We start from the raw sequence: 303 nt of genomic DNA, 5'->3' as shown, positions 1-303 counted from the left end.
GGTCGCCACCGCCGCTACGTCAGACAGCACCCACACCGCTGACACGAGCACCACGCCCGCCGCGGTGAGTGCGCCGGCAGCGGTCGCCACCGCCGCTACGTCAGACAGCACCCACACCACTGACACGAGCACCACGCCCGCCGCGGCGAGCGCGCCGGCGGAGGTCGCCACCGCCGCTACGTCAGACAGCACCCACACCGCTGACACGAGCACCACGCCCGCCGCGGTGAGTGCGCCGGCAGCGGTCGCCACCGCCGCTACGTCAGACAGCACCCACACCACTGACACGAGCACCACGCCCGC

General features: G+C 73.6%; 1 protein-coding gene. It reads right to left on the bottom strand.

Going from position 1 to position 303, the window contains the following annotated elements; genetic code table 11:
• On the bottom strand, window positions 1–303 hold a 303-nt coding region (locus MKK84_RS01330; protein WP_243916237.1), incomplete at both ends, for a hypothetical protein.

The organism is Methylobacterium sp. E-065 (genome assembly GCF_022829605.1).
Taxonomy (GTDB): domain Bacteria; phylum Pseudomonadota; class Alphaproteobacteria; order Rhizobiales; family Beijerinckiaceae; genus Methylobacterium.
Note: the sequence above shows the minus strand (reverse complement) of the source record. Positions and strands in the feature narration are given on the sequence as shown.